Origin of the sequence: Bradyrhizobium sp. 62, assembly GCF_023073035.1 — a bacterium.
Taxonomy (GTDB): domain Bacteria; phylum Pseudomonadota; class Alphaproteobacteria; order Rhizobiales; family Xanthobacteraceae; genus Bradyrhizobium.
This window is the reverse complement of sequence record NZ_JADPIT010000032.1, coordinates 236,156-258,863: the sequence shown is the minus strand read 5'-3', so window position 1 is coordinate 258,863 and position 22,708 is coordinate 236,156. Positions and strand designations below refer to the sequence as shown.

The 22,708-nt window shown below is 64.6% G+C and carries 22 protein-coding genes; 5 read left to right on the top strand and 17 right to left on the bottom strand.

Annotated features, from left to right (window positions below; all coding sequences use genetic code 11):
- Positions 1-32: 32 nt before the first annotated feature.
- On the bottom strand, positions 33-1,100 hold the full coding sequence (locus tag IVB47_RS30620) for an alcohol dehydrogenase (protein ID WP_027568815.1): 1,068 nt from the start codon (positions 1,098-1,100) through the stop codon (positions 33-35).
- Positions 1,101-1,260: 160 nt separating this feature from the next.
- Positions 1,261-2,457, bottom strand: a complete 1,197-nt coding sequence (locus IVB47_RS30615; protein ID WP_247467054.1) for a CoA transferase — start codon at positions 2,455-2,457, stop codon at positions 1,261-1,263.
- Between the two features lie 195 nt (positions 2,458-2,652).
- Between IVB47_RS30615 and glgA the strand changes: the two genes are divergently transcribed.
- On the top strand, positions 2,653-4,068 hold the full coding sequence (gene glgA, locus IVB47_RS30610) for a glycogen synthase GlgA (RefSeq protein WP_256467937.1): 1,416 nt from the start codon (positions 2,653-2,655) through the stop codon (positions 4,066-4,068).
- Between the two features lie 130 nt (positions 4,069-4,198).
- On the opposite strand, the gene IVB47_RS30605 is transcribed toward glgA, so the two are convergent.
- From IVB47_RS30605 to IVB47_RS30595, 3 genes are all read right to left on the bottom strand, one after another.
- Positions 4,199-5,149, bottom strand: a complete 951-nt coding sequence (locus IVB47_RS30605) for an oxygenase MpaB family protein (RefSeq protein WP_247468130.1) — start codon at positions 5,147-5,149, stop codon at positions 4,199-4,201.
- A gap of 85 nt (positions 5,150-5,234) precedes the next feature.
- On the bottom strand, positions 5,235-6,377 hold the full coding sequence (locus tag IVB47_RS30600) for a patatin-like phospholipase family protein (RefSeq protein ID WP_247467049.1): 1,143 nt from the start codon (positions 6,375-6,377) through the stop codon (positions 5,235-5,237).
- 70 nt (positions 6,378-6,447) lie between these two features.
- On the bottom strand, positions 6,448-7,269 hold the full coding sequence (locus IVB47_RS30595) for a 3-hydroxybutyrate dehydrogenase (RefSeq protein ID WP_247467046.1): 822 nt from the start codon (positions 7,267-7,269) through the stop codon (positions 6,448-6,450).
- A gap of 172 nt (positions 7,270-7,441) precedes the next feature.
- Between IVB47_RS30595 and IVB47_RS30590 the strand changes: the two genes are divergently transcribed.
- A complete protein-coding gene (locus tag IVB47_RS30590; RefSeq protein ID WP_247467043.1) occupies positions 7,442-8,329 on the top strand; it encodes a LysR family transcriptional regulator in 888 nt (295 codons plus the stop codon).
- 24 nt (positions 8,330-8,353) lie between these two features.
- Here the strand turns inward: IVB47_RS30590 and IVB47_RS30585 are convergent, their stop codons facing one another.
- Positions 8,354-9,070 (bottom strand): peroxiredoxin-like family protein, encoded by a 717-nt coding sequence (locus IVB47_RS30585; RefSeq protein WP_247467041.1) that lies wholly within the window; start codon positions 9,068-9,070, stop codon positions 8,354-8,356.
- An 80-nt stretch (positions 9,071-9,150) separates the two neighbouring features.
- Positions 9,151-9,435 carry a hypothetical protein gene (locus IVB47_RS30580; RefSeq protein WP_027568809.1) on the bottom strand — a complete coding sequence of 95 codons (285 nt, stop codon included), beginning with the start codon at positions 9,433-9,435 and terminating at the stop codon, positions 9,151-9,153.
- Between the two features lie 242 nt (positions 9,436-9,677).
- Here IVB47_RS30580 and IVB47_RS30575 point away from each other — a divergent pair, with 242 nt between their 5' ends.
- Both IVB47_RS30575 and IVB47_RS30570 read left to right on the top strand, forming a co-directional pair.
- Positions 9,678-10,160: a cupin domain-containing protein gene (locus tag IVB47_RS30575; protein ID WP_247467038.1), complete on the top strand. Its 483-nt coding sequence runs from the start codon at positions 9,678-9,680 to the stop codon at positions 10,158-10,160.
- 100 nt (positions 10,161-10,260) lie between these two features.
- On the top strand, positions 10,261-11,463 hold the full coding sequence (locus IVB47_RS30570; RefSeq protein ID WP_247467036.1) for an MFS transporter: 1,203 nt from the start codon (positions 10,261-10,263) through the stop codon (positions 11,461-11,463).
- Here IVB47_RS30570 and ccoS read toward each other — a convergent pair.
- The 10 genes from ccoS to IVB47_RS30520 all read right to left on the bottom strand — a co-directional run bounded on the left by ccoS (position 11,460) and on the right by IVB47_RS30520 (position 20,984).
- Complete coding sequence (ccoS, locus tag IVB47_RS30565; RefSeq protein ID WP_027568806.1) at positions 11,460-11,627, bottom strand: cbb3-type cytochrome oxidase assembly protein CcoS; 168 nt, start codon at positions 11,625-11,627, stop codon at positions 11,460-11,462. The genes IVB47_RS30570 and ccoS overlap by 4 nt on opposite strands.
- A complete protein-coding gene (locus IVB47_RS30560; RefSeq protein WP_247467033.1) occupies positions 11,627-13,819 on the bottom strand; it encodes a cation-translocating P-type ATPase in 2,193 nt (730 codons plus the stop codon). The genes ccoS and IVB47_RS30560 overlap by 1 nt, the downstream gene beginning before the upstream one ends.
- 11 nt (positions 13,820-13,830) lie before the next feature.
- Positions 13,831-14,316: a FixH family protein gene (locus IVB47_RS30555; RefSeq protein WP_247467030.1), complete on the bottom strand. Its 486-nt coding sequence runs from the start codon at positions 14,314-14,316 to the stop codon at positions 13,831-13,833.
- A gap of 15 nt (positions 14,317-14,331) precedes the next feature.
- The gene (gene ccoG / locus IVB47_RS30550; RefSeq protein WP_247467028.1) at positions 14,332-15,798 is read right to left on the bottom strand and encodes a cytochrome c oxidase accessory protein CcoG; all 1,467 of its coding nucleotides are present in this window, start codon (positions 15,796-15,798) and stop codon (positions 14,332-14,334) included.
- A 111-nt stretch (positions 15,799-15,909) separates the two neighbouring features.
- Entirely contained in the window at positions 15,910-16,785 is an 876-nt protein-coding gene (ccoP, locus tag IVB47_RS30545) for a cytochrome-c oxidase, cbb3-type subunit III (protein ID WP_027568802.1), read from the bottom strand.
- Between the two features lie 6 nt (positions 16,786-16,791).
- Positions 16,792-16,956: a CcoQ/FixQ family Cbb3-type cytochrome c oxidase assembly chaperone gene (locus IVB47_RS30540; RefSeq protein ID WP_007594016.1), complete on the bottom strand. Its 165-nt coding sequence runs from the start codon at positions 16,954-16,956 to the stop codon at positions 16,792-16,794.
- 13 nt (positions 16,957-16,969) lie between these two features.
- Positions 16,970-17,704, bottom strand: a complete 735-nt coding sequence (ccoO, locus tag IVB47_RS30535; protein WP_247467025.1) for a cytochrome-c oxidase, cbb3-type subunit II — start codon at positions 17,702-17,704, stop codon at positions 16,970-16,972.
- A gap of 10 nt (positions 17,705-17,714) precedes the next feature.
- A complete protein-coding gene (gene ccoN, locus IVB47_RS30530) occupies positions 17,715-19,364 on the bottom strand; it encodes a cytochrome-c oxidase, cbb3-type subunit I (RefSeq protein ID WP_007607681.1) in 1,650 nt (549 codons plus the stop codon).
- A 322-nt stretch (positions 19,365-19,686) separates the two neighbouring features.
- A complete protein-coding gene (locus tag IVB47_RS30525; protein ID WP_247288467.1) occupies positions 19,687-20,112 on the bottom strand; it encodes a CBS domain-containing protein in 426 nt (141 codons plus the stop codon).
- 38 nt (positions 20,113-20,150) lie between these two features.
- Positions 20,151-20,984 (bottom strand): universal stress protein, encoded by an 834-nt coding sequence (locus IVB47_RS30520; protein WP_247467023.1) that lies wholly within the window; start codon positions 20,982-20,984, stop codon positions 20,151-20,153.
- A gap of 204 nt (positions 20,985-21,188) precedes the next feature.
- Between IVB47_RS30520 and fixL the strand changes: the two genes are divergently transcribed.
- Entirely contained in the window at positions 21,189-22,706 is a 1,518-nt protein-coding gene (gene fixL / locus IVB47_RS30515; RefSeq protein ID WP_247467020.1) for a sensor protein FixL, read from the top strand.
- The last annotated feature ends 2 nt before the right edge of the window (positions 22,707-22,708 follow it).

The following is a 22,708-nucleotide window of genomic DNA, read 5'->3' as shown; positions in this document are numbered from 1 at the left end:
GCTCCTCGCAATGACGGAGGATAGAGCGTTCGTTACGGCGTCAGCACCGTGCGACCAACCACCGCGCCCTGCTGCAACTGCACCAGCGCGTCGTTGGCCTTGGCGAGCGGCTGCCGCGTCACCGGGATCGGCGCTATGTTCTTCGCGCGCACGAGATCGAGCAGCTCCTGCGTCTCGCGCAAATTGCCGACATAGCTGCCCTGGATCGTCACCGCCTTGATCGGGATCAGCGGCAGCGCCCAGGTCGCCCCGCCGCCGAACAGGCCGACGATGACGAGCTTGCCGCCCTTGGTCAGGCAGTCGAAGCCGAGTTGCGTGGTGGCGGCGTTGCCGACCAGATCGAGCACCGCGCGGATGGGGCCACCGGCTTTCTTGGCAAGCTGCTCCAGCGCGTCGGGCGCCTTGGGATCGACGGTCGCGAGCGCGCCGGCTTGCTCCGCGGCTTCGCGTTTCTTCGCGTCGATGTCGACCATGATGGCGCCCTTGCCGCCCATCGCCTTCAGCAGCGACAGCGCCATCAGGCCAAGTCCGCCGGCACCGAACATCACGATCGGCGTGTCGAAGTGCTGCTCGAGCTTCTTCAGCGCGCTGTAGGTCGTGACGCCCGAGCAGGCGTAGGGTGCGGCCGACGCGGGATCGAGGCCTCTCAGATTGAGCAAATAGCGCGGATGCGGCACCAGCATGTGGTCGGAATAACCACCGTCGCAATAGACGCCGAGCGAGCGCGGCGTCAGGCACATGTTCTCGTCGCCGGCTAGACAGGTCGCGCATTTGCCGCAACCGATCCAGGGATAGACCAGCCCGACATCGCCGATCTTCACGTCGCCCTGATCCGACGACTTCACGTCCGGGCCGAAGGCGAGGACCTCGCCGACTGTCTCGTGTCCCATGGTCAGCGGCAAATTGATGCCGCGGTCCTTCAGCGACAGCGGCTTGCGACCGTGGCCAAGATCGTAGCCGCCTTCCCAGATGTGGAGGTCGCTATGGCAGACGCCGGCGGCCTTCACCTTGATCAACACCTGCGTGCCCGACGGCTGCGGCGTCGCCTCGTCGAACTCCTGCAGCGGCGCCTTGAAATCGGCGACCTTGAAACTTTTCATTGGCGTCCTCCCGGATACTTTTCTTGTCGTCGCCACCATGGCATGGGCGGCAGGACGAGACAAACTCGGACCTGTCTAGTTGAGGCCGACGGATGATGGCAAGCCGGCAACGCGCAACGCCGCATTGCTCGCTGCACGAAGCTGTCCGTCAACCTTGCCGTCAGGTTTGCGCAGCTGTTTTGGCTAACGGAGTTGGTCCACCGTCGGTGAGCCCGATCTCCGCGCGCAGCCGGTCGGTGTGCTCGCCAAGCACGGCCATCGTCTTGCCCGGTGTCGTGTCGGCACCGGTCATCCGGAACGGCAGATTGAGGACCTGGAACGAACCGCCTTCGTCCTCCACAGACGAGAGCGCCTGACGATGCGCGAGCTGCGGATCGGCCAGTGCCTCGGACACAGTGCGGTAGGCCGAGGCCGGCACGCCGGCCGCACCTAACGCGACAAGACAGACATCGGTCGAGAGCTGCCGCGACCAGGCCTCGACACCGTCCATCAAGTCGGCCCAATGGTCCCGACGCGCGGCGTAGGTGGAGAAGCGCGGATCGGAGATCCATTCGGGGCGGCCGATCACGCCCATCAGTCCCTGAAACGTCTTCTCGCTGGCCACCGTGATCATGACATAACCGCTCGCCGTCTCGGTCGGCCCGAACATCGGGCGCGGCGGCGGCTTCACGGTGAACTGCGAGTTCTGCAACTCGATCAATGTCAGCGTCAGCATAGATTCCAGCATGGAGACGTCGATGTGCTGGCCGAGCCCAGTCAGGGTGCGCTGGTAGAGCGCCGACGCAATCGCGCCGAACCCGTAGGTGCCGGTGACGACGTCGGCATGGTAGATGCCGCAATAATCCGGGCGGCTGCGGCCGGGCTGGTAGGCGAGATGCGCCATGTCGTAGCCGGATGCCGCATGGATCACCGGTGCGTAGGCCGGCAGCTCGGCCGACGGGCCGCTCTGGCCGTAGCCGGAGATCGAGCAGTAGATCAGCTTCGGGTTGACGGCACGCATTCTGTCATAGTCGAGCCGCAGCCGGTGCATCACGCCGGGGCGAAAGTTCTCGACCAGGATGTCGGCCGTCGCGGCCAGCCGGCGGACCGCCTCCTTGCCCTCTTCGGACTTGAGGTCGAGCACGACGCTCTTCTTCCCGACGTTGAGCTGGCCGAACACGGTGCTGCAGCCCTTGCGCAGCGGCGGCCGGGTTCGCATCGTCTCGCCGCCGTCGGTCTCGATCTTGATGACCTCGGCGCCCATGTCGGCGAGCATCCGCGCACAATGGGGACCGGCAATGGTGGTCGAAAAATCCAGGACCCGGAGGCCGGCGAAGGCCTTTGTCGTCGTCCCATCATGCTTATCTGATAGCTGCATGCCTGCTTGCGTCCTCGGGTCAGTTAGGAACTTATCGAAGTTCTCTGTTGTTCGTGCGCCGACCCTAAAGGGCGGCGGCTGAGTAGGAAAGTCTTTACCGAACGGACGCGTCTGGCGGGCGGCTTTGGGAATTCCGGGGCAACTGGACCCGTTCTTGCATAGCAGCAATCGGGCTCCGGCAGAGGGCAGCAGTTCTTGAGGGTCTTGTTCGTTACGACAGAGATGGACGACTTTGTCCGCGTCGGCGGACTCGGAGCCGTTTCCGCTGCACTCCCCCGAGCACTCCGTCCTTTCGCCGACATCCGGGTCATGCTGCCCGGCTATCGCGATATCATCGAACAACTCACGCATATTCAGATCGTTGGCCGCTGTCCGGCGTTCGCGGAGATGCCGGCCTGCTCGCTCGGCCGAGCCGCGACCAAGGACGGCCTGCCGGTCTATGTGCTGTTGTGCTCGCAACTCTACGACCGGCCCGGCAACCCCTATGGCGACGAGTCCGGGCGCGACTGGCCCGACAACGACATCCGTTTCGCGCGCTTTGCCTCGGCCGCCGCTGAGCTCGCGATGGGCACGCTGGACAAGGATTGGGCAGCAGACCTGATCCATGCCAATGACTGGCAGGCCTCGCTCGTGCCGGCCTACCTCACCTGGCGCGGCTCCAAGCTGCCGTCGATCCTGACCATCCACAACCTCGCCTATCAGGGCCTCTTCCCGAAGGACTCGCTGCGGCGGATCGGCGCACCGGAGAGCTCCTTCCACATCGACGGCGTCGAGTTCTATGACCAGCTCTCCTTCCTCAAGGCCGGGCTGGTCTACGCATCGCATCTCACTACCGTCAGTGGCACCTACGCGCGGGAGATCACCACGGATGAATTCGGCTGCGGTCTCGAAGGCCTGCTTCGAGTCCGCTCCGACGCGGCCGAGCTCACCGGCATCCTCAACGGGATCGACGAGAGCTGGGATCCCCGTTCCTGCGCCCAGCTTGCCCAGCAGTTCGGCGCCGGCGACTGGGTCGGCAAGAAGGCCAACGCGGACTATGTGCGCAAGCAGTTCGGGCTTGCGGTGTCGCGCGGCCCGATGTTCGGCATCGTCGCCCGGCTGGTGCACCAGAAGGGCATCGACCTCGTGCTGGCGGCGGCCGATGAGATCGTCGATGCCGGCGGGCAGATCGTGGTCACCGGCTCCGGCGAGCCGGCGCTCGAGCAGGCGCTGATCGACGCGCATCGCCGGCGCCCCGACGCGATCGGGGTCGTAATCGGCTTCAACGAGGCCCAGGCGCGCCGCATCTTCGCCGGTAGCGACTTCACCTTGATGCCGTCACGCTTCGAGCCCTGCGGGCTCAGCCAGATGTACGCCCAGCGCTTCGGCTCGCTGCCGATCGGCCACCAGACCGGCGGCCTCGCCGAGACCATTACCGACGGCGAAACCGGCTTCCTGTTCTCAAAGCCTTCGCACGAATCCTTCCTCGGCGGCGTCCGCCGAGCGTTCTCCGCCTTCGTGGCGCAGGACCAGCTCGACACCATGCGTCGCAGCGCGATGGGACGCTCGTTCTCCTGGAGCATCCCGGCCGGCAGCTACAACGCGCTGTACCGGAAGCTGGTGGCGGTGTGAGGCGCGTGGTGTTTGCTCGTCTGCGGCGAGCGCAGCGAAGCAATCCAGTCTGTTTCCGAGGCAGCAGCCTGGGTTGCTTCGCGCAAGGGCTCCTCGCAATGACGGTGGTTTGTGGCAGCGGCGGAGAACTTCACCCCTTCCCGCGCACGTCCATCTGCGGCCGGCCGATCCAGACCCTGTTGAGGCACCGCGTCATCCAGTCGGGCTGCGGCTCGCCGCGCAGCCGCGCTTGCGCTTCCTGGTAGGGACCGACATAGCGCAAGCGCTCCGGCAATTTCGGATAGACGCGCCTTGTCCATCGGAGCGCATTGTCGGCTGCCCTCTTGTCGCGCTCATCAAGCTCGAACCCAAACCCCACACGCAGGCGCTCCGGCAGCAGGCTCGCCGTGAGCGCGCGATACCATCGCGGTGGCCGCAACCACGGACGGGCGCCGCTGAAGATTTGTGTGGCGATTTCGCGCGCGGCCGGGCTGACGGTCAGCGTGTCCGACTGCGCCATCGCTGCGGTGTAGGCCGCAAAGCCCGACCAGTCCGCCGGCAGATCGTGCACCGTCAATCCGAACAGAGCACCGAACAAACGACTCTCGGTCCAGTAGCGTTCGCGTTCCTCCGCAGAGAGCGGTGGCAAAACCAGATCATGCGCCATCAGCGCGGTCTCGACCAGCGTGGCATGAACCCAGCGCAGCGACGGGATGTCGTTGGCACAGTAGCGCGAGCCTGCCGCGAACCGACCGACGGTCTCCGGCATCTCGCCGACGATCATGCTGTGGCGCCGGTGCAATTGCCGCGACGACAACAGCGCACGGTCAAGCGAGCCGAACACCATCGCAAAGACAATGTCGAAGGTGCGGTGAAATCGTCCGATCGGATCAGCAAAGGTTTTCGAATGCTCGGCGATAGCGGCGGCGACCCAGGGATGCGCCAGTTGCAGCAACAACGCACGACCGGCACCGAGAAAGATCACGGCTTCCCGGTCGATCCGCCAGGTCACCGTGTCAGGACCGAACACGCCGGCAATCGGTCCCGCCATATCCGCGCGGACGTGATCGAGCGCCAGTTCCAGATCGCTTCCCGACACCACTTGCATGCCCTTTCAACTGCGGACAAAGAGCGACGATCCGCAAGGCCTGTGGCATTTCGATGATGGCGGACGATCTCTTGCGGTTCTACTCCGCCGCCATCGGCATCTCGTCCATATGCTCGTGCAGCACCACGCCGGCAAGTGGATCGAATTCGCCGATCCACGGTTTTCGCGCGAGCACCGACCTCGTGTGGGCATAGCCGGCATGCCAACGCCGCGTGATCCCCGACGGGCTGAAGTCGATATCCTTGGTGTGGGTCTCGCGATCTAGTTGCGGCGCCAGCAGCCGCACGACATGCATACGGGTCGGACAGCCGTAGCTCATCAGCTCCCTCACCGCGGCATCGCCGCGCTCGCTCTCAGGCAGGCGTTCCGCAAGCTGGTTGATGACATGGCGCAGGCGATGGGCCTGCTGCTGGCGTTCGATCTGGCTCGCGATCCGACTCGAATACATCACATCCTTGTGCCGGTTCAGCACCTCCGCCATCGTGGTCGGCTCGGCGCCGACGGGATTCCACAGATGCACGGAGAAGATCAGCGAATTCTTGCGCGGATTGTCGTCGAACACCGCTTCCGTCGGCGTATTCGAGAGGATGCCTCCGTCCCAATAGAGTTCGCCATCGATCCGCACCGCCGGGAATGCCGGCGGCAATGCGCCCGAAGCCATGACATGCTTCACCGTCAGCTCACCGTCGCGGCTGTCGAAATAGCGCATCTGGCTGGTGCCGACATGCGCCGCACCGACCGTCAGCCGCGGCGCGCAGCGATTGGCCAGATCGAAATCGACCAGCTCGCGCAGCGTCTCCTCCAGCGGCGCAGTGGAATAGAATCCGGCGTGATCGGCGCCGAGCGGATAGGAATCGCCGGCATGCGCCAGCGGATTGGGCCGGAAGAACCCTGGAATGCCGTGGGTCACGGCCGACCAATAGGCAAGCTTCTCGTTGAAGCCGGGCAATGAGGTGTGCCAGTCCCAGACCGGCTTCTGCTCCATCCGCTTCCAGAACTCTCGCAGGCGCGCGAGCCGGTGCTCCGGCGCATTACCCGCAATGAGGCTGGCATTGATGGCACCGATCGAGGTGCCGATGATCCAGTCCGGCTCGATACCGGCCTCGTGCAGCGCCTGATAGACGCCCGCCTGGTAGGAGCCTAACGCACCGCCGCCTTGAAGCACGAGGACGACCTGCCCGGGCAGGTCCTTGCGCTGGATGTTACTCTGCGTGCCGTTCATGGTTCGCTCCTGATCAGCCTGCACTGCTGCGAGATTCGCTGCCGGCCGCCACTTGTTACGCCGGCTCATGTTAATGCGCGGTCCAGCCGCCGTCGACCGGCAGCGCGACGCCGGTGATCGAAGCCGCCGCGTCAGTCGAGAGGAATACCGCGAGCGCGCCGAGCTCCTCGACCGTAGCAAAGCGCTTGTTGGGCTGTTGCGCCAGCAGCACGTCGCGGATCACCTGGTCGCGCGAGATCCCGTGCGCCTTGGCCTGTCCATCGATCTGCGCCTCGACCAGCGGCGTATAGACATAGCCGGGACAGATCGCGTTGCAGGTAATGCCCTCTTCTGCGGTCTCCAGCGCGGTCACCTTGGTGAGCCCGACGATGCCGTGCTTGGCCGCGACGTAGGCCGCCTTGAACGGCGAGCCGACGAGACCATGCGCGGAGGCGATGTTGATGATCCGGCCGAACCCGTTCTGTCGCATTGCGGGCAGCGCGAGCCGCGTGGTGTGGAAGGCCGACGACAGATTGATCGCGAGGATCTGGTCCCATTTCTCGACCGGAAACTGCTCCAGCGGCGCGACGTGCTGGATGCCGGCATTGTTGATCAGGATATCCAGCCGGCCGGCCTGCGCGACCGTCGCCGCGATCATCTCGGCGATCGAATTCGGCCTCGTCATGTCGGCCGGCGAAAAGCTTGCCTTGACGCCGAACTCCGCCGCGATCTGCTCGCGCGTCCGGTCGAGCTCGGCCGCCACACCAAGGCCGTTCAGCACGATGTCGGCGCCGGCCGCGGCAAGTGCCCGCGCGATACCGAGGCCGATGCCACTGGTTGAGCCCGTGACGAGGGCAACCTTGCCCGCGAGCGCCCGGGCGGCGGACGTCTGCGGCTTCACGGACATATTCATTGGCAAAATGCTCCGACACGATGACTGATGTTGAGCCGACTCTGAGGGATCGCCTGGTTTGACGGAAATGCCCGTTGGCTTCCGAAACCATGCCCGTGCGCTATTGCGGCCGGGATGTCATTCTCCGCCCCGATCGGCTAGCTTCCGTCAGGTCTTGCTGGAGAGCCGATCCATGGAAATGCACCAGGTCCGCTATTTCCTCGCGGTGGCGCAGCTCTTGAACTTCACGCGCGCCGCCGAAGAATGCAACGTGACGCAGCCTTCGCTGACACGCGCGATCAAGCAGCTCGAGGCCGAGCTCGGCGGCGATCTGTTTCGCCGCGAACGGCCCGCAGCGCAATTGACCGAGCTCGGACAGCGCATGCATCCTCTGCTGAAGCAGTGTTTCGAAGCGGCCACCGGCGCCCGATCGCTGGCCTCCTCGTTCCGGAGCGGCGAGATCGGCGCGCTCCGCGTCGCGCTGACGCATTCGATCGACCTGTCGCTCCTCATTCCGCATCTCAACCAGATCAAGCGGCAGTTCAACCGGCTCGAATTCCGCTTCCTGCGCGGCTCGAGTCGTGAAGTGGCCGAGTTCCTGAAGAAGGGCGAGGCCGAGTTAGGGATTGCCGCGGACATCGACGAGGCCTGGGAGCGGCTCGATGTCTGGCCGCTATTCACCGAGAGCTTCGAGCTCGTGGTCAGCGACGGGCACCGCCTGGCCGGCCGCATCAGCATCGCACTGGACGATCTGCGCGCGGAGCAGCTGCTGAGCCGGACATTTTGCGAGCATTCCGCCCGTATCTCGGCGAGCCTGCGCGAGCACGGCATCGCGGTCGAGCAGGGTCACGAAATCTCGAACGAGCGCGATTTGATCGAGCTGGTCGAGGCCGACATCGGCGTCGCCATGCTGCCGCACACCTCGCCCGTTCCGGAGACGCTGACGCGCGCTGCGGTCGCCGGGCTGGACGCCCGTCGCACCGTCAGCCTCTACGGGGTGGCCGGCCGGCAGCGCACGGCGGTGGCCAATGCCGTTATGCGCATGTTGCGCGGTGCGGATTGGCGGGAGATTGCGGGGTAGCAGCCACGCTCGCTCCTCACTCTTTTAGGCCCCCCTGCTCGCGCCTTCCAACGCTTCAAGCAGATCATCGATCTCCATGCGCTTGCGGAAATCCGGATCGACGAAGCGGGCTTTCACGAGACCGTCGCGACCAACGACAAACACGGCCGGGATCGGCAGCATCCAGCCATCATTGCCGTGGAATTTCGCCATGTCCTGATAGGACAACAGGTGCTGGATCTCGGCACCGAGCCAGATCGCGAGATTGAGCGACAAAGCATAGCCGTTGTCGAGGTCGGTCAGGATCGGAAATGGGGCACCAGCTTCCGCCTTGAGCTGCTGGGTGTGTTCCTGCGTCTCCGGCATGATCGCGACAATGCGCGCCCCCATGGATTCGATGCGATCAAGCGCCTGGACCACCGCGCGGACATTGAGCCGGCAATAGGGGCACCAATGGCCGCGAAAAAACATCACGGCGACCGGGCCGCTCTCGAGCAGTGAGGATAGCGCGACGAGACGTCCGCTCTCGTCAGGCAACATGAACGACGGCATTGCGTCGCCCCGACGCGGCGCGGTCTCGCCGCCGCCGCCTCCATTCAATCTGGTCACTAGACGATCGACTGCCTCGCCATAGGCCGGGAACACGTCGCGGCTGGCGTCGGCATAGGCGCGGAGCTGTTCGTTCAGCGTGCCATCCATGTCACGGCAGCGCTGGAAGGCGAGTTTGAGCCGCTCGGCATCGGCCGGCGAGAGAGAGGTCATCTTGCGCTCCAGCGTTCAGGGGACGAATATTAGGTGCCCGATCCGGCCGCCCGCAAGAGGCGGCCGTCATGCGCGCGCGATCAGTTGACGTAGAAATTGCCGGTCGGATCCAGCCGCCCCGAGGTGGAATACAGCGATCCGTTGTTCATGAAGAAGACGGTGTTGTCGGGGACCTTCTTGGCGCTCTTCATCATGGCCTCGTGGTTCTTCTCCGCCGGGGCCATAGCCATCGCCGACATCTTGCCGGGTCCGCCATACATGTAGGCCATGCCGGCTTTGAAATCCCACGCGGCCTCCGAGAAGGCCGATGTGGCGATGACCGCGAACGCAGCCGTGGCAATCAAGGTCTTGGATAATTTCGTCATGAGATGCTCCTCCGGATTGACGTGAACGCCCGCCAATCGGGCGCCCCGCCATCGAACGCCAAGCGCTCGGGAAGCGGAAATGCCGATCCCCAATCGGTTCGATAGCGAGCGCGTATCGGGCCCGATAGCGCCGGTCTATCGCAGCGAGAGCGAAAGAGCATTTCAGAACGAGCGCTCTCTCGACGAAAGTCCCGACATAGCCGACGACCATTGCGGTTGCGGCCAACACAGGAGACGTCCCGATGTTCAGGCATCACACATTGTCGCGCGCGGTCTGGCCCGGCCTTGCCATCCTCGGCGTATTGACACTCTCGGCGCAGCCGGTCTCCGCCGGTGAATGCCCGGCCGACAAGATCAAGCCGAACGCGCAGCAGATGGTCGACTACAAGCCGGTCGGCGTCACCGACGTCACGCTCGGCGCCATCGACCTCGGCAAGCAGCCGGCACACATCGAGGGCCGCGAGCTGCGCTTCCGCAAGCTGACCATCGAGCCCGGCGGCATCGTGCCCTGGCACAGCCATGACGATCGCCCCGCCCTGATCTTCGTGCAGCAGGGCGAGATCGTCGAACACGCCTCCAACTGCGTCGATCCGATCGTGCACAAGGCCGGCGACATCCGCCCCGAGGTGTCCGGCACCTCGCACTGGTGGAAGAACCTCGGCAAGGAAACGGTCATCCTCTATGTCGGCGACGTCCGCAAGGACCCGCATGACCACAACATGTAACGGGTGCGCGACCCCAGCGCACGCGTGACGGAATGTGGCGCCCGTGATCCCCATGCTGCCCCACATGCGGGCGCCACATTCATCACAAGGGAGGCCTGCCATGACCGATCTTTCCGCGCCGATCAAACCGACCGCGATGACGATGGACGCGCATTCGCCAGGTCTCGCGCTTCGCTCCCTAGTCATCGGCCTCACCGCCTTCCTCACCGTCGTCGATCTGTTCGCGACGCAGGCGATCCTGCCTTCGCTGACGCGCCATTACGGCGTCACACCTGCGGCGATGGGCTTTGCCGTCAATGCCAGCACCTTCGGCATGGCGATAGCCAGCCTCGTCGTCGGCTTCTTCAGCCCGCGCATCAACCGGCAGACCGGCATCTTGCTCAGCCTCGCGCTGCTGGCAGTCCCCACCAGCCTGCTGGCGACTGCGCCAAATCTCGCGGTTTTCACCGCTTTGCGGATCGCGCAGGGCCTGTGCATGGCATCGGCCTTCGCGCTCACCCTCGCCTATCTCGGCGAGCAATGCAGCACGATGGATGCCGGCGGCGCCTTTGCCGCCTACATCACCGGCAATGTCGCCAGCAACCTGGTCGGCCGGCTGATCTCGGCGGCGGTCGCCGACGGCTTGGGCCTCGCCTGGAATTTTTATTTCTTCGCAGCCCTCAATCTGGCCGGCGCAGTGCTGGTCTGTTTCACCATCGGGCGCGTGCGGCCGATGCATGCGATGATGCCTGCGGGATCTCCCCTCTCCGCCACGATCGCGCACTGGCGCAATCCGCAGTTGCGCGCGGCCTTCGGCATCGGATTTTGCATCCTGTTCGCCTTCATCGGCACCTTCACCTTCGTGAATTTTGTGCTGGTCCAGCCGCCGCTCTCGCTCGGCATGATGGACCTGGGCCTTGTCTATTTCGTCTTCCTGCCGTCGGTCGTCACGACCTTGCTGGCCGGCAAGGTGGCCACGCGGCTGGGAGCGCGGCCGACGATCTGGGGTTCGCTGGCCGTCGCCGGGCTGGGCCTGCCGCTGCTGCTGGCGCCGCATCTGGGCGAAGTCGTCACCGGCATGGTCCTGGTTGGCGTCGGCACCTTCTTCGCGCAAGCGGCTGCGACAGGATTCGTAGGACAGGCGGTGACCGACAGCCGCGGCATCGCCAGCGGGACCTATCTTGCCTGCTACTTCTGCGGCGGCCTGGTCGGGACGGCCGTGCTCGGCCGGCTGTTCGACGGGTTCGGCTGGCAGGCGTGCGTCGCGGGTGTCGGCGCTGCCCTTGCTGCGGCTGCCCTGCTGACGCTCGCCTTGAAGCGCTAGCGCTTGACCGGCACCTCCTGCGGCGGCTCGTCGTCGGCGATGGCGCGCCATGCGGCGCCGTCGAGATCGTCGTACTGGCCGCTCCGGAGCGACCAGAGGAAGGCGACCAGACCGGCGAGACCGAGCATCAGCGCCAGCGGCACCAGGATGACCAGGATTTCCATCACGTGATCTCCCGCGAGGCGCTGCGCGCACGCAGCGAATTCAGCATCACCAGGATCGACGATCCGCTCATCGCGGCAGCCGCAATCAGGGGTGTCACGACGCCGCTGATCGCGACCGGCACCGCGAGGACATTGTAGCCGATCGCAAGCCAGAGATTCTGCCGCATCAGGTGCAGCGCCTTGCGCGACGCGTCGATGGCGGCGACGACCGGGGCCAGCGGTCGGCCGAGGAAGAGGAGATCGGCGGTCGCCTGGCTCAAATGCGCGGCCGAGATCGGCGACATCGAGACGTACGCTGCCGCCAGCGACGGCGCATCGTTCATGCCGTCGCCGACCATCAGGACCTTCATGCCCCGCTGCTTCATGACCTCGATCCGCGCGATCTTGTCGGCCGGGGTCACGCCGGCCCGCCATTCCGAGATGCCCAGCGCATGGGCCGCCGCGATCACCGCCGGTTCACGGTCGCCGGAGAGAATCTCGATGCCGATATTGCGCGCCTTCAGCGCCGCGATCACAGCCTGCGCATCGGGACGGAGGCCCTGGCGCACGGAGAGGATGAATTTTTCGCTGCCCTTGCTGAACGCCACGACGGAGGCTTCGGGATCGAGATTTGTCACGTCGGAGACCAGCGTCTCGGCGCCGCAGAAGGACGGACGGCCGAGGCGAATCTCGATGCCATCGACCACAGCGCGCACGCCCTGGCCGGCCTCCTCGACCGCGCCGACGATCGGCGATCTGGCGTCGGAGGCCTGCGCGACCGCGGCCGCGACCGGATGATGGCTCGACAGCGCGAGCCGCCCGGCAAGCTCGAGGATATCAGCGGGGATATCGGCCGCATTCATCACTTCGAGATCGGGCAGGGTCAGCGTGCCGGTCTTGTCGAAAATGACGTGATCGGCTTCCGCGAGACGCTCGATGGCATCGCCGGAATTCAGCAGCACACCCGCCTTGAACATCGCGCCCGAAGCCACCGTCTGCACCGTTGGAATGGCGAGCCCGAGCGCGCAGGGACAGGTAATGATCAGCACCGCGACGCCGGTCACGATCGCATCATGCCAGCCGGCGCCCGCGATGACCCAGCCGAGGATGGTGACGAGCGCTGTGGCATGCACCACTGGCGCGTAGAGTCGCGAAGCGCGGTCGGCGAGCCGCATGTAGCGCGAGCGCGCCTGCAGCGCATTGTCGAGGAGCCGCGTGATCTCGGCAAGCAGCGTCGCCTCCGAGGCCGCGGAGACCCGCACCCGCAAGGTCCCTGAGATGTTCATCGATCCCGCATAGACCGGCGTGCCCTGTTCGGCGGTGACATAGAGCGTCTCGCCGGTGATCAGGCTCTGGTCGATCTCGGAACGGCCCTCGATCACGGTGCCGTCGACCGCGCAGCGCTCGCCGGGCCGCAGCAGCACGATGTCGCCGGGATAGATCGCGGCCACCGGCACTTGAGATATCTCGTCAGGCCCGACGAACTTGGCCGCGGTCTCCGCCTTGAGCGCGGCGAGATTGCCCGCGACCGCGCGGGTCCGTCGCCGCATGTTCTGGTCGAGGAAGCGACCAACCAGGAGGAAAGTGAGCAGCATGATCGCCGCGTCGAAATAGGCGTGCTCGGAGTGGTTGATAGTCTCGACCACGGACATGCCGAGCGCCAGCGTCACGCCGATCGAGATCGGAACGTCCATGTTCGTGGTCCTGGCCGACAGCGCGCGCCAGGCCGAGCGGAAGAACGGCTGGCCGGCATAGGCCGCCGCCGGCAGTGCGATCAGCGCCGACAGCCAGTGGAAGAAATCGCGCTGCTCCGGCAGCATGTCCGAGACGTTGCCGGACCACACCGGGATCGACAGCATCATCACGTTCATGGTGGCGAACGCGGCGACGCCGAGGCAGCGCAGCAGGAAGCGCGATTCGGCGACCTCGCTCGCCTCCGCGCTCTCGGTTTCGTAAGGATAGGCCTTGTAGCCGAGCTCCTCGAGGCGATCGATGAAGCGGCCCGGATCGAGCGTGCCCGCCTTCCATTCCAGTGCAACGCGCCGGTCGGTGAGGTTCACGCGCGCCAGCGTGACGTCGGGAATCGCGGATAGCCCGCGCTCGATCTTGGCCATGCAGCCGGCACAGTGGACACCCTCGACCGCGAGATCGATGTGCTGGACGCCCTCGCCCGCAGTCCGGACGTAATGCGAAAAGTCCCGCGAGACGTGCATGGCAAAATCCTTCAGTTCAGGATCACGCGGTTGCGCGACATGAACACGCGCGTTCCCCGCGCCTCGCCCTCGATCACCAGATCCCACTGGCCCGGCGCGACCGATGCGGCATTGCCGCGATAGAGGCCGATGCCGGCCTCCGAGAGCTCGATGGCGAGATCGGCGCGCTTGTCGGTCGGCCGCTCCAGGCGGCCGCCGAATTTCAGTCCGGCGATCGGCTGTCCGCTTGCATCGCGCGCCTCGACCTGAAGCACGGCGCCGCCATCGGCGCGGCGCTCGACATGCGCGTTGACCTTCCATTTTCGCGCGGTTTGGTCCTGGGCCGCGGAGATCTCACGGTCATAGGCGAGCCCCGCGGCATAGGGGCTGTCGACGTCCGTCCCTGGCAGCGTCGCGATCGCGAGCTTCATCATGGTCGCGTTGACGCCGATCACGACGCCGAAGAAGGCGACCAGCATCAGAAACACCTTGGTTCCGGTCAGCGGCTTGGTTGCCATGGCGAACTCCTGATCCTAAGGCGCGACGAAATTGTCGGTGGCGCTGGCGACTTCGCCGAGCCCGATATCGGTGACGTGAAAGCGAACCGGGATCGACTTTTCCGGATTGCCCTCCACCGGCGCGGTCACGAGCACTCGCAGCTCGCTGGTGGAGTCGCGCGGAACCACGATCATCGGCCGGTCCTGCGTCACTGAAACGATCCCGATGACATGGATCGTCGCATTGACCGGACCGTTCGCGTCGATCGCGATGACCCGGTCGTAGCCGCTCTTGTTGAGCAGCCGCACCGTGTAGGCGTTGCGGATCGATCCGTCGCTGAGCCTGACAGCGACCGGGTTGCGGTCGTGCAGCACGTTGATGTCGAGCAGGCTGCGGGTCGCCAGCGTATAGATCATGATGCCGCCGACCGCCGCGATGATCGCGCTGTAGGCGACGGTGCGAGCCCGGACAATGCGGTAGACCGGCGCCTTGCCTTCCTGGCGGCGCTGGATGTTGACGTCGTTGTCATAGCCGATCAGCCGCTTCGGCCGGCCGATTTTCGTCATCACGTTGTCGCAAGCGTCGATGCAGAGCCCGCACTGGATGCATTCGAGCTGCGGCCCATTGCGGATGTCGATGCCGGTCGGGCACACGGCGACGCATTGATAGCAGTCGACGCAGTCGCCGACCTGCTCGCCGAGCGCGCGCAGCTCAGCTGCCTTCTTCACCGAGGTACGCTTCTCGCCGCGATCGTAACGATAGGTCACGTTGAGCGCCCATTCGTCGGTGAGCGCGGCCTGGATCCGCGGCCACGGACACATATAGGTGCAGACCTGCTCGCGCATGAAGCCGGCGAGCACGTAAGTCGTCGCGGTGAGAATGCCGATCCAGATATAGGCGATCATCGGCGCCTGGAAGGTGACGAGTTCCCTAACCAGCGTCGGTGCGTCGTTGAAATAGAGCACCCAGGCGCCACCGGTCCACCACCCAATCAAAAGCCAGATCGAATGCTTGAGCACGATCTCGGAGATGCGCTCCAGCTTCATCGGGTCGGACGATTTGTCCTTCTTCATCCGCTCGCGCCGGTCGCCCTCGATCAGGCGCTCGACCGCATAGAACAGGTCGGTCCACACCGTCTGCGGACAGAGATAACCGCACCAGATGCGGCCGCCGATCGAGTTCATCAGGAATAGTGCCACCGCGGCGACGATCAGCAGGCCGGTGAAGTAGTAGACCTCCTGCGGCCACAGCTCGATGAAGAAGAAATAAAAGCGACTGTTGGGAAGATCGATCAGCACCGCCTGGCTCGGAGCACCGAGGCCGCGGTTCCAGCGCACGAACGGCAGGAAATAATAGACGCCGAGGCAGAACGCCATCAGGCCCCATTTGATCCGGCGGAAGGTGCCGGAGATGCTCTGGGGATAGACTTTCTTCTGGGCCACATAGAGCGGCCCGTTGTCATCGTCTAATGGGAGCTCTTTTGGGTTCACGGTCCTGTTCATCGCCTGGAGCTTTTCGAGAGGTGCGATAAAACCTAGACCCGACGCCGCCGCGTCAGTTGATCCAGCGCAAGCGGGGGCTTTTTTTATTCGCCCCCGCCTGTGCCGGATTGGCTATTTTCCGCCGCCCAGCGAGTGGACGTAAACTGCCATTGCCTTGATGGTGGCGGGATCGAGCCGCCCTTCCCAGGCCGGCATCACGCCCGCGCGGCCCTGGCTGATGGTCTCGATCAGCGACGCCTCGTCCGAACCATAGAGCCAAATCTTGTCGGTCAGGTTGGGAGCGCCCATCTCCGGGTTGCCCTTGCCGCCGTCGCCATGGCAGGCGACGCAATTCTCCGTGAAGATCTTCTCGCCCTTGGCCGCGTCATAGCCCTTGCGAGTCGGAAGGCCCGACAGTGCCCGAACATAATTGGCGGCCGTGACGATCTCGTCCGGCTTCAGCACGCCGTCCTTGCCGAAGGCGAGCATCTGGCCTTCGTGCCCCTTGGCGTGACCGGAACGTGCGCCGAACTGGATGGTCTGCATGATCTGGTCGAGCGATCCGCCCCACAGCCAGTCGTCGTCGTTGAGGTTCGGATAGCCCTTGGCGCCGGCGCCGCCTGAGCCATGGCACGGCGCGCAATTGTCGCCGAACACGGTCTTGCCCTTGGCTCGCGCGAGCGCCAGCAGGGCTGGATCCTTCTCGATGTCGGCGAGTGAGGCCGCGCCCAGCGCAACCATCTTGGCCCCGCGGATCTTCTCGAGATTGGCGAGCTCGACCGCGACGTCGGCGCGTGTCGAGTAGCCGAACAGGCCGGTGGTATTGCTGGAGATCAGCGGCCAGGCCGGATACACGATCCAGTAGCCGATCGACCAGACGATGGTGAGGTAGAAGCTGATCACCCACCAGCGCGGCAGCGGCGTGTTGAGCTCCTTGATGCCGTCCCACTCATGTCCGGTCGTGGACCTGCCGGAGACGGGATCGATGTCGCTATGATGATCGGTCATGATCTCTTACTCCTCCCGCAACGGCAGGTGTGCCGCTTCGTCGAAAGCTGCCTTGTTACGGGGCCAGAATGCGTAGGCGATGATCGCGACAAAGATCGCGACGAACACCGGCGTCCAGATCGTGGTCACGAGACCGGACGCGAGATTGTCGAGGGTCAGGATGGCTTTCATCGTTGGTGCCTTCTCAGCGAAGATTGGCTTTCTCGTTGTAGATCTTGAAGTCGACCAGCGTGCCGAGCATCTGGAGATACGCGATCAGCGCGTCCATCTCGGTCGGCGTGCCGGCCTTGCCGTCGAAGTTGCGCACCACGGCCTTGGCGTAGCGCTTGGTGAAAGCGTCGGAGCCTGCATTGTCAGGATCGGCCTGGGCCTTCATGTCGGCGCCCGCATTGGCGATCTGGTCGTCGGTGTAGGGCGTGCCGACGGTCCGCAGCGTGCGCATGTGGTCGGCGATCGTGTCCGGATCGACCTCGGTCTGGCTGAGGAACGGATAGCCGGGCATTACCGACTGCGGCACGATTGCGCGCGGGTTGGTCAGATGAGTGACGTGCCAGTCGTCGGAATATTTGGCGCCGACGCGGGCAAGATCGGGACCGGTGCGCTTCGAGCCCCACTGGAACGGATGGTCGTACATGCTCTCGGCGGCCAGCGAGAAATGGCCGTAGCGCTCGACCTCGTCGCGCAAGGGCCGGATCATCTGCGAATGGCAGAGATAGCAGCCCTCGCGAATGTAGACGTTGCGCCCGGCGAGCTCCAGCGGCGTATACGGCCGGATCCCGTCGACCGCCTCGATCGTGCTCTTGAGGTAGAACAGCGGGGTGATCTCGACGAGCCCCCCGATCGCGATCACCAGCAGGATGCCGACGATCAGGATGATCGAGTTCTTTTCGAAGACTTGGTGGCGTGTCCAGAACGACATGGAAAACTCCTCATTCCGCCGGCTGGAGAGCGACGGGCATCTGGACTTCCTGTTCGCCGACGCGAACCGTCATCCAGAGATTATAGGCCATGATCAACGCGCCGATCAGGAACAGCCCGCCGCCGGCAGCGCGGATGATGTAGAAGGGATGCATCGCCTCGACGGTCTCGATGAAGGAATATTCGAGGAAGCCGAGCGAGGTGTAAGCGCGCCACATCAGGCCCTGGAGGATGCCGGACACCCACATCGCCGAGATGTAGAGGACGATGCCGAGCGTCGCGATCCAGAAGTGCCAGTTGACGAGCTTGAGGCTGTAGAGGCCCTTGCGATTCCAGATCCAGGGCACGAGGCAGTAGAGCGCGCCAAAGGAGACGAAGCCGACCCAACCGAGCGCGCCGGAGTGCACGTGGCCGATGGTCCAGTCGGTGTAGTGGCTGAGCGAGTTGACCACCTTGATCGACATCATCGGGCCTTCGAAGGTCGACATGCCGTAAAAGGCGACGGAGACCACGAGCATGCGCAGCACGGGATCGGTGCGCAGCTTGTCCCAGGCGCCCGACAGCGTCATCAGGCCGTTGATCATGCCGCCCCAGGAGGGCATCCACAGCATGATGGAGAAGGTCATGCCGAGCGTCTGGGTCCAGTCCGGCAGCGCCGTGTAGTGCAGATGGTGCGGGCCGGCCCAGATGTAGAGGAAGATCAGCGCCCAGAAGTGGATGATCGAGAGACGGTAGGAGTAAATCGGCCGCTCGGCCCGCTTCGGGATGAAGTAGTACATGATGGCGAGGAAGCCGGCGGTCAGGAAGAAGCCGACCGCGTTGTGGCCGTACCACCACTGGAACATGGCATCCTGGATGCCGCCCCAGGCGATGTAGGATTTCGAGCCGAACACCGAGACCGGCAGCGCGGGGTTGTTGCCGAGATGCAAGACCGCAATCGTCACGATGAAAGCGAGATAGAACCAGTTCGCGACGAAAATGTGCGGCTCCTTGCGCTTGATGATCGTGGCAAGGAAGACCAGAAGATAGGTGACCCAGACGATGGTCAGCCACAGATCGGCGTACCATTCCGGCTCGGCATATTCCTTCGACTGGGTGACGCCGAGCAGATAGCCGGTGCCGGCGATCAGGATGAAGAAATTGTAGCCTACGACGACGAACCAGGGCGCGAGATCGCCTGCAAGGCGAACGCGGCAGCTCTTCTGCACGACGTAGAAGGACGTCGCGATCAGGACGTTGCCGCCAAAGGCGAAGATCACTGCGGACGTGTGCAGCGGACGCAGGCGCCCGAAGCTGGTCCAGGGCAGATCGAAGTTCAGCGCCGGCCACGCCAGTTGCGAGGCGATGATGAGGCCGACGAGAAAGCCGGCAATGCCCCAGAACATCGCCATGACGGAGGAGAACTTGATGGGCCCCATGTTGTAATTGGGGCGCCCATTGATCTCCGCAGGCGGCAGCGCCGCCGGCCGGTCGAGGTAGCGGTTGATGATGCAGAAGACCGCGGCGAGGCTCGCTGCCGCGCTCAGCGCGGCGTGGAAGGCGAAGGGCGCATCGAGCGCCTTGGCCGAGGCAATCACGCAGAGGAAGGCGGTGACCGCGAACACGACAGCCAGGCCGCTTTCACCTGACGTCATGGACTTGGAGATGGAGGGCTGGCTCATGCGGATTCTCTCTGAAAGAACACAGGGCCAGAAACCACATTCATCCTCGCGGGGAATTGATTGAAATCAAGCTATGTGGATTTCTGTTAATGTGAGAGTTGCGCCACCGCCAGTTGATGTGCCCTCTCCCCTTGCGGGAGAGGGCAGCGAGGACCGTGCGGCGGACTCATTTGGGTGAGGGGTCGCCTCCTCGGCAAAAGTCTGCCCGAGGAAAGAGACCCCTCATCCGGCGCCATAGCCGAAGCTTCGCTTCGGCGTTCTTAAGAACGGCGGCCGAAGGCCGCTTATGCCACCTTCTCCCACAAGGGGAGAAGGGGAAACGTCACTCGCGTGCCGTCGCCTTGAGCGCCGCGATGACGTCCTCGCGGGCGATGATTCCGACCAGCTTCTGCGCTCCGTCGAGCACGATGATGCTCCTGATGCGGTGCTCGACCATGATCTGGAGCACGCGCGTCAGCCGCGTGTCGGGGCTGACATAGATAAAGTCGGGCGTCATGACGTCGCCGATTTTGCGGCTCATCAGGTCGTGGTAGCGCGGCAACATCTGGCTCGGCGTGAAGGCGAAGCACTTCAGGATGTCGAACTTGGTGACGATGCCGACGACCTGCCCGTCGTCCTCGACGGGATAGGAATTGAAATCGTCGCGTTCGAACATCTCGCTGAGCGCGAGCAGGTCGAGGTCGCGCCTCACCGTCCTGACGTCGTGCGTCATGTAGCCGTCGACGGTCTGCTCAAGGAATCTGTACACGGCGCGTCCTCTTTGATTCGTCTTGCACCGCTCCCGCGTCAGTGCGACAGCAGCACACAGCGGGCAGATTGAGTGACCAGATATTGGGTGACGCCGCCGAGGATCAGCTCGCGGAAGCGCGAATGACCGTAGGCACCGGCGACGATCAGGCTGGCGCCGACATCGCCGGCAATCTTCTCCAGTTGCCCGGCGACAGTTTCGTTGCGGGCCGCTTCGGAAACGCGCGCGATCGCGGTCACGCCATGGCGGGCAAGCCACGCCGTCACGTCGGTCACGCCAGCGACCGCGGCGGGGCGATCGTCGTCGCCTTCGGGAATTGCAAGGACGGTGACATCCCTGGCCTTGCGCAGGATCGGCAGTGCATCGGCCAGCGCCCGCCGGGCTTCCGGCGTATCCTTCCACGCCACCAGGACGCTGCGCAGGTCGAGCCAGTTGACGCCGTCAGGCACGACCAGGATCGGCCGGCCGGCTTGCATCACCAGATCCTTTGGGCTCGCGAGCGCGAAGGCGTCGGAGAAGGCCGGGCTCTGCCCGCCGGTGACGATGATGTCGGCGCAACGCGCCTGGGTGAACATAAAGCGCGCCGGGAAATCCATGGCGCTGCGCCATTCTACATGTCCGCCGCGATTCCTGATCGCGGCGCGGAATTGCGCCTCGAGCTCGCCTAGGCGTCGCTTGACCGAGGCTTCTCCCTCATCGATCAGTCCCTGCGCTGCGGCGCCATCGCTGAAATAGATCGGCGGGGCGAACTGCGCCGCAGCAAGGCCAATGATCGACGCCTCAAATCGTTCGGCAAGCTCGCCCGCGACCTGAAGCCGCGCCTCGTTGGGCTGATCGAGCGCCAGGCTGACCATCACGGTCGCGTATGTCATCGGAGTCTCCGGGGCAATGAGCTTTGATCCGATCGTAAGCCGGCCGCCGGCTGGCAGGATGAGATAGATCAAAACCTTGGATCATCGCGCGCGCGCGAAATCTGCCAATGGTATAAGACATCGGAACTTGCCTCTGGCCCCTCCTTGGGTACATTGCCGACGGCAACGCTGTGCGGTTCCCCGCATCAGAATGGGAGTGATCGTGTGGCGCCGACCCGTGTGATTCATCCGCAAGATGACGGCCGGGGCGAACATTTCCGCGTTCGAATCGAGGGATTTGGCGTCGGGACCTGGGATCTCGATCTCAAGACACTGGAATTGGAGTGGTCGGAGACGGCCAGAATCCTGTTCGGAATCGAATCCGGCCAATCGGTGAGTTATGCGCTGTTCCTGTCCCGGCTGGAGCCGAACGACCGCGAGCGGATCGAGAGTGCGATCCGGCGCGTCTCCGAACGGGGCGGCAGCTTCGACGTGTCGTTCAAGGTCGCGGGCGGCTCAGGCAGAGCGCAGTGGATCCGCGCCCGCGCGGGGCTAATTCGGGACGACGCCGGCGCCGCCCGACATCTCAGCGGCATCTTTCTTGACGTCGATGAGGAAAAGCAGGTCGAGGAGACCCTGCGCACCCGCGAGAGTCACCTCCGCTCGATTCTCCAGACGATTCCCGATGCGATGATCGTCATCGACGGCCATGGCATCATCCAGCTCTTCAGCGCGGCGGCCGAGCGCCTGTTCGGCTGGGTCGAGTCGGAGGCGATCGGCCAGAACGTCCGCATCCTGATGCCGGAGCCCGACAGCTCACGTCACGACGGCTACATCGCGCGCTATCGCACCACCGGCGACCCGCACATCATCGGCATCGGCCGGATCGTGACCGGCAAGCGCCGCGACGGCACGACCTTTCCGATGCACCTGTCGATCGGCGAGATGCAGTCGGGCGGCGAGCCCTATTTTACCGGTTTCGTCCGCGATCTTACCGAGCATCAGAAAACCCAGGCGCGGCTCCAGGAACTGCAGTCCGAACTTGTCCACGTCTCGCGGCTGAGCGCGATGGGCGAAATGGCGTCCGCGCTCGCTCACGAGCTCAACCAGCCGCTGGCAGCGATCAGCAACTACATGAAGGGGTCGCGGCGGCTGCTCGCCGGAAGCCAGGATCCGAATACGCCGAAGATCGAGAGCGCGCTGGACCGCGCCGCCGAGCAGGCGCTGCGCGCCGGCCAGATCATCCGCCGCTTGCGCGACTTCGTCTCCCGCGGCGAATCGGAGAAAAGGATCGAGAGCCTGTCCAAGCTGATCGAAGAGGCCGGCGCCCTCGGGCTGGCAGGCGCGCGCGAGCAGGACGTGCAGCTTCGCTTCAGCCTCAATCCCAATGCCGATCTCGTGCTCGCCGACCGGGTGCAAATCCAGCAGGTGCTGGTCAACCTCTTCCGCAACGCGCTGGAAGCGACGGCGCAGTCGCCTCGGCGCGAGCTCGTCGTCACCAACACCCGCGTCGCCGACGACATGATCGAGATCGAGGTCTCCGATTCCGGCTCCGGCTTCCAGGACGACGTCATGCCGAACCTGTTTCAGACTTTTTTCACCACCAAGGACACCGGCATGGGCGTGGGACTATCCATCAGCCGCTCGATCATCGAGGCTCACGGCGGCCGGATGTGGGCCGAGAGCAACGCATCGGGTGGAGCGACATTCCGCTTCACGTTGCCGGCAGCCGACGAGAACTGATC